Raw genomic sequence first — 6,435 nt, forward strand, 5'->3', positions numbered from 1 at the left:
AATGAAAATTACCGTACTGGGATGTGGAGCGTTAGGGCAGCTATGGCTTACAGCGCTGTGCAAACATGGACATGAGGTGCAAGGGTGGCTGCGCGTACCGCAACCCTACTGCAGTGTAAACCTGATCGACACGGATGGCTCAGTTTTTAATGAATCCCTGACGGCAAATGACCCCGACTTTTTGGCAAAAAGCGACCTGCTGCTGGTCACCCTGAAGGCCTGGCAGGTTTCTGATGCGGTAAAAGGCCTGGCCGCAATTCTGCCCGAAACCACGCCCATTCTGTTAATTCACAACGGCATGGGGACGATTGAAGAGTTACATAACATTAAACAACCCCTGCTGATGGGCACCACCACTCACGCGGCACGCCGTGACGGGAACGTCATCATTCATGTCGCTCAGGGAACAACGCGTATTGGGCCAGCGCGTGAGCAAGACGGCGATTTCAGCTATCTGGCTGAAACCCTGCAAGAGGTGCTGCCGGACGTCGCATGGCACAACACCATTCGCGCCGAGCTGTGGCGCAAGCTGGCCGTCAACTGCGTCATTAACCCGCTGACCGCATTATGGGATTGCCCAAACGGTGAGTTACGCCATCATCCGGAAAAAATAGCGCTCATCTGCGAGGAAGTGGCAGCGGTGATCGAACGCGAAGGCCACCACACATCAGCGGATGATTTACGCTATTATGTCGAGCAAGTGATTGACAGTACGGCGGAAAATATCTCATCTATGCTGCAGGACATTCGCGCCATGCGTCATACCGAGATCGACTACATTACCGGTTATTTGTTAAAACGCGCACGCGCGCACGGCATCGCCGTTCCGGAAAATGCCCGCCTGTTTGAAATGGTTAAAAGAAAGGAAAGTGAGTATGAGCGCTCAAGCACTGGTATGTCTCGCCCCTGGTAGTGAAGAAACCGAAGCGGTTACTACTATCGATCTACTGGTTCGCGGCGGAATTAAGGTCACAACCGCCAGCGTCGCCAGCGATGGCAACCTGACGATCGTGTGCTCGCGCGGTGTGAAACTGCTGGCGGATGCGCCATTAGTCGAAGTTGCTGACGGCGATTTCGACATTATCGTACTGCCGGGCGGTATTAAAGGCGCCGAGTGTTTTCGCGACAGCCCTCTGCTGGTCGAAACCGTGAAGCAGTTTCATCGCTCCGGGCGCATTGTCGCGGCTATCTGCGCCGCTGCCGCGACCGTCCTCGTCCCGCACGACATTTTTCCCATCGGCAACATGACCGGCTACCCGGCGCTGAAAGACCAAATCCCCGCTGATCAATGGCAGGACAAGCGTGTCGTGTGGGATCCGCGCGTTAACCTGTTAACCAGCCAGGGACCGGGAACCTCCATCGATTTCGGTTTGAAAATCATTGATCTTCTGGTCAGTCGCGAAAAAGCCCACGAGGTGGCATCACAACTGGTGATGGCTGCGGGAATTTATAACTACTACGAGTAAATCTTCAGGCCACTCCCTTATAAGGAATCATAGTGAAAGGATATCTGAGTGGAGTGGCTTTATTGCTCCTTTCCGGTTATGCCACAGCGACGCAACTCGACATAAAGAGTATTGAGTATCGCTATCCCGGAAGCACTGAAATGCAATATCGCGTGCCATTGTTTTCCTCAACGGATAACCCTAAGGTTGCGAAACGTATTAACGATTATATTTTCGCAAGCTTTATCAATCAGCTACCGGGTAATACTCCGCAGGCCACAGTAAACCAGTTTGCGAAATCAGCCATGAATCCCACCGCAAACCTTAACTACACGGTTGAATTTCGCGACGAAAAAATCCTGACCATGAATATGTTTGTCGAAGGCTGCGGAGCGTATTGCGAATCGTACAATGTACCGCTCAGCTTCGATTTAGCCAACGGCGCGGCAATTACCCTCAACGACCTCTTTTCCCGTTCTACGATGGCCGAATTAAATACTCGCATCAGAAAAGATATCCGTGGCCAAATCGACACCTTTGTTGATGCGCATAAATCGCAAACACCAGAACAAATAAAAGAAGAGAAAGGCGAAGACTTTGACTATGCCGAATTCTACGCATCATGCGCAACCTACACCGACGGGTTGTATTACATCGACAAATTCTCCCTGCAAAAAGACCATCTGGTCTTCCTGAACGGACGCTGTAGCAACCACGCCAGCCGCGCACTCGACGAGTTGGGTGATTTCACCACGAAAATCCCAACCGCGGAACTGCAAAATCGGCTCACGCCGTACGGCCAGTATCTGACTGGCGCAAAGAGTACAACACCGGTTTCGCCAGCGCCCGGCATTGACGGCAAAGTCATGTACGGCACGCTGGGAAAAAGCATGCGTATTGTGTTGAAGGTGGACTGCAAATACGGTGATTTTTTTGAAGGGGATTACTTTTACCAGAAATTTGGCGCACCGATTGAATTAACCGGCAAATGCGATACAGCCGACAATCAACATTATGAACTGAAGACATCTGCTGCTGAACAAGCGCAAGAGAAGATAACGCTGGAGTTAAAAGACGGAGTTTATCAGGGCGTCTGGGAGTCGAACGGGAAGACGCTTCCTGTGCGTTTTGAATAATATCGTTGCATTGCCGGATGGCGGCGCAACCGCCTTATCCGGCCTACAACACGGTGTTTACTCAATTACGGGCGATACACCTTCACGTTTTCAAAGCCCTGCTCGCGCAGATAAAGCGCCTGCAGGCGGCTCATCACCCCGCGTTCACACCACAGCAGCCAGGTTTTACTCTGGTCCAAATCGCCGAATTTAGTGCTCAGCTTGTAGAACGGCAGAGAAACGACGTCCACGCCGTCAACCTTCAGCGGTTTATCATCCTGTTCATCCACAGAACGGATATCCAGGATTACATCGTTCGGGCCGAAGCCGCTCACGGTTTCCACTTCTACCACAGTTTGCTGCGTCTGCTGGGCGATATCGCGAATATCAATATTGTTCGCTTCTTCAACCACTTTATCGAGGATAGAGAAATCGAAGTTTTCTTCTTCGGCCTCAATCTTCGCTTTGATCGCTTTCACCGTCGGGCTTTTTGAAATTACACCGCAGTATTCCGGCATGGTACGAGCAAAGTCCTCGGTGCCAATTTCACGTGCCAGATTAATGATGTGCTCTTTATCATGGGAGATAAGTGGGCGCAGGATCAGGGTGTCTGATACGTTATCGATCAAACGCAGGTTGGTCAGCGTCTGGCTGGAGACCTGGCCCAGTGCTTCACCGGTTACCAGCGCCTGTACGCCGTAGCGCTCAGCGACTTTCGACGCCGCGCGAACCATCATACGCTTGAGAACCACGCCCATCTGGCCGTCATCAACTTTCTCCAGGATCTCACCGACCACCGGTTCAAAGTTGATAGCAACAAAACGCACGCGATGCGAACTACCGAAGCGATTCCACAGGTAATGCGCCACCTGGCGAACACCGATTTCATGCGCTGCCCCGCCAAGGTTGAAGAAGCAGTAGTGCACGCGGCAGCCGCGACGCATCAGCATGTAGCTGGACACGCCGGAGTCGAAACCACCGGAGATCAGCGACAGTACGTCTTCCTGCGTACCAATAGGGAAACCGCCAATACCTTCATAGCGGCCTTTAACCAGCAACAGACGGTCGTTTTCGATTTCAAGATTAACCGTCACGTCCGGCTTCGTCAGCTTCACGCGCGCGGATTCAATATGCTGGTTCAGTCCACCGCCAACATAACGTTCCACCTCAATGGAGCTAAACTCATGCTTACCACGACGCTTAACGCGTACGCAGAAGGTTTTACCTTCCAGTTGGTCGCGATACTGCACCAGCGCTTTCTCGAAAATATCGTGCATATCGGTAAACGGCACGTCTTCTACTTCGAGAATGTGGTGGATCCCCGGAATACGGGTCAGCGCGTCGCGAATATCCAGGCGCTGGCTTTCATCTTTAGCGCGAACCTCAACGTGATCCCAGTGACGGACAACGGCAAGGTCTTCATCATAGTGCTTTAAAACGTTACGAATGTTCCCTGTCAGAATTTTTATAAAGCGCAAACGCACAGATTGGCTTTTGATGGTGATTTCTGGGAACAATTTAATGATAAACTTCATGGCGGCAATGGTTCTTTGGCAAGTCTGAATGACTTGTAATGGGAAAAAATACAGCAGCCCATACCCTGCGGCTGCATCCAGGCGCGCAAGTATACCACCATCATGGTCATCCTGTGCACATCGCCTTACCATTGCGCGTTATTTGCTTATCAGTGCGAGTCCGTTACCATAGTCTTGTGCTGCCAATACAGAGAGTCAGACATTCATTATGCCGAAGAAAAATGAAGCGCCAGCCAGTTTTGAAACAGCGCTGAGCGAGCTGGAACAGATTGTTACCCGCCTGGAAGGCGGCGACCTGCCGCTGGAAGAAGCGCTGAACGAATTCGAACGCGGCGTACAGTTGGCGCGTCAGGGACAGGTTAAATTGCAACAGGCTGAACAGCGCGTGCAAATCCTGCTGTCAGATACTGAAGACGCCGCCCTTACGCCTTTTACACCGGATAATGAGTAAATGGATTTTACGCAGCAGCTACAGGCTTGCGTTGAGCAGGCCAACCAGGCACTGAGCCGTTTTATCGCGCCACTGCCCTTTCAGAACACTCCCGTGGTCGAAACCATGCAATATGGCGCATTATTAGGCGGTAAACGTCTGCGCCCGTTCCTGGTGTACGCGACCGGCCAGATGTTTGGCGTCAGCCTGAGTACGCTTGATGCTCCCGCTGCAGCCGTCGAGTGCATCCATGCCTATTCACTGATGCACGACGATTTACCCGCGATGGACGACGATGATCTGCGTCGCGGTCTGCCGACCTGCCACGTCAAGTTTGGCGAAGCGAATGCGATTCTGGCCGGTGATGCGCTGCAAACGCTGGCATTCTCTATTATCAGCGACGCCCCGATGCCGGAAGTGTCTGACCGTGACCGCATCGCGATGATCTCTGAACTGGCTCAGGCCAGCGGTATCGCCGGTATGTGCGGCGGCCAGGCGCTGGATCTGGCAGCCGAAGGCCATCAGGTTGAGCTGGATGCGCTGGAGCGTATTCACCGCCACAAAACCGGGGCATTGATTCGCGCCGCCGTACGTCTGGGCGCATTGAGCGCAGGCGATAAAGGGCGAGAATGCCTGGCAATACTCGACAAATACGCCGAAAGCATCGGTCTGGCCTTCCAGGTTCAGGATGACATCCTGGATGTGGTAGGCGATACTGCAACATTGGGTAAACGTCAGGGTGCTGACCAGCAGCTTGGCAAAAGTACCTATCCTGCACTTCTGGGTCTTGAGCAAGCCCGGAATAAAGCCCGGGATTTAATCGAAGATGCCCGCCAGTCGCTGAATCTGCTGGCCGCACAGTCACTCGATACCTCGGCACTGGAAGCGCTAGCGGACTACATAATCCAGCGTGATAAATAAACCAACATATCCCATGAGCTTGCGATGAGTTTTGATATAGCCAAATACCCGACCCTGGCGCTGGTCGACTCCACCCAGGAGTTACGCCTGCTGCCGAAAGAGAGCCTGCCAAAGCTTTGCGACGAACTGCGCCGCTATTTGCTCGACAGCGTGAGCCGTTCCAGCGGGCACTTCGCCTCTGGTCTGGGCACGGTGGAACTCACCGTCGCGCTGCACTATGTCTACAACACCCCGTTTGACCAGTTAATCTGGGATGTGGGACATCAGGCTTATCCGCACAAAATCCTGACCGGCCGCCGCGATAAAATCGGTACCATTCGCCAGAAAGGCGGTTTGCATCCGTTCCCGTGGCGCGGTGAGAGCGAGTATGACGTACTGAGCGTTGGCCACTCATCAACCTCCATCAGCGCTGGTATCGGTATTGCGGTTGCCGCTGAGAAAGAAGGCAAAGAACGTCGTACCGTATGTGTGATTGGCGACGGCGCTATCACCGCTGGCATGGCGTTTGAAGCGATGAACCACGCGGGTGATATTAAGCCCGACATGTTGGTTATCCTCAACGACAATGAAATGTCGATTTCAGAGAACGTTGGCGCGCTGAACAATCATCTGGCGCAGCTGCTCTCTGGCAAACTCTACTCCTCGCTGCGCGAAGGCGGGAAGAAAGTGTTCTCCGGCGTACCGCCGATTAAAGAGCTGCTCAAACGTACCGAAGAACACATTAAAGGCATGGTCGTGCCGGGCACGCTGTTTGAAGAACTGGGCTTTAACTATATCGGTCCGGTGGACGGTCACGACGTGCTGGGGCTTATCACCACACTGAAGAACATGCGCGATCTGAAAGGCCCGCAGTTCCTGCACATCATGACCAAAAAAGGTCGTGGCTACGAGCCTGCGGAAAAAGATCCGATTACCTTCCACGCAGTACCAAAATTCGATCCGTCCAGCGGATGCCTGCCGAAAAGCAGTGGCGGCCTGCCGAGCTATTC

7 protein-coding genes are annotated in these 6,435 nt (G+C 53.1%); 6 read left to right on the forward strand and 1 reads right to left on the reverse strand.

Annotation, left to right across the window (positions count from 1 at the left end; genetic code table 11):
* The first annotated feature begins 1 nt into the window (after position 1).
* From panE to FDX03_RS02090, 3 genes are read left to right on the forward strand one after another with little or no spacing between them, the layout of a single operon-like run.
* Positions 2-913, forward strand: a complete 912-nt coding sequence (gene panE / locus FDX03_RS02080; RefSeq protein WP_040232714.1) for a 2-dehydropantoate 2-reductase — start codon at positions 2-4, stop codon at positions 911-913.
* Complete coding sequence (yajL, locus tag FDX03_RS02085; RefSeq protein ID WP_061067423.1) at positions 876-1,466, forward strand: protein deglycase YajL; 591 nt, start codon at positions 876-878, stop codon at positions 1,464-1,466. The genes panE and yajL overlap by 38 nt, the downstream gene beginning before the upstream one ends.
* 32 nt (positions 1,467-1,498) lie before the next feature.
* Positions 1,499-2,581: a hypothetical protein gene (locus tag FDX03_RS02090; RefSeq protein WP_137345407.1), complete on the forward strand. Its 1,083-nt coding sequence runs from the start codon at positions 1,499-1,501 to the stop codon at positions 2,579-2,581.
* A 65-nt stretch (positions 2,582-2,646) separates the two neighbouring features.
* On the opposite strand, the gene thiI is transcribed toward FDX03_RS02090, so the two are convergent.
* A complete protein-coding gene (gene thiI, locus FDX03_RS02095) occupies positions 2,647-4,095 on the reverse strand; it encodes a tRNA uracil 4-sulfurtransferase ThiI (RefSeq protein ID WP_005125147.1) in 1,449 nt (482 codons plus the stop codon).
* 208 nt (positions 4,096-4,303) lie between these two features.
* On the opposite strand from thiI, the gene xseB reads away from it, so the two are divergent.
* From xseB to dxs, 3 genes are all read left to right on the forward strand, one after another.
* Entirely contained in the window at positions 4,304-4,546 is a 243-nt protein-coding gene (gene xseB / locus FDX03_RS02100) for an exodeoxyribonuclease VII small subunit (RefSeq protein ID WP_003021586.1), read from the forward strand.
* Complete coding sequence (ispA, locus tag FDX03_RS02105) at positions 4,547-5,446, forward strand: (2E,6E)-farnesyl diphosphate synthase (protein WP_048212434.1); 900 nt, start codon at positions 4,547-4,549, stop codon at positions 5,444-5,446.
* Between the two features lie 24 nt (positions 5,447-5,470).
* The coding region (gene dxs, locus FDX03_RS22935; RefSeq protein ID WP_249356968.1) for a 1-deoxy-D-xylulose-5-phosphate synthase at positions 5,471-6,435 on the forward strand (965 nt) is incomplete at its 3' end.

Origin of the sequence: Citrobacter sp. wls827 (assembly GCF_005280875.1) — a bacterium.
Taxonomy (GTDB): domain Bacteria; phylum Pseudomonadota; class Gammaproteobacteria; order Enterobacterales; family Enterobacteriaceae; genus Citrobacter; species Citrobacter youngae.

Coding starts and splice junctions, on each gene's coding strand:
- panE (WP_040232714.1), top strand. CDS start 2: ATGAAAATTACCGTACTGGGATGTGGAGCGTTAGGGCAGCTATGGCTT.
- xseB (WP_003021586.1), top strand. CDS start 4,304: ATGCCGAAGAAAAATGAAGCGCCAGCCAGTTTTGAAACAGCGCTGAGC.
- ispA (WP_048212434.1), top strand. CDS start 4,547: ATGGATTTTACGCAGCAGCTACAGGCTTGCGTTGAGCAGGCCAACCAG.
- thiI (WP_005125147.1), bottom strand. CDS start 4,095: ATGAAGTTTATCATTAAATTGTTCCCAGAAATCACCATCAAAAGCCAA.
- yajL (WP_061067423.1), top strand. CDS start 876: ATGAGCGCTCAAGCACTGGTATGTCTCGCCCCTGGTAGTGAAGAAACC.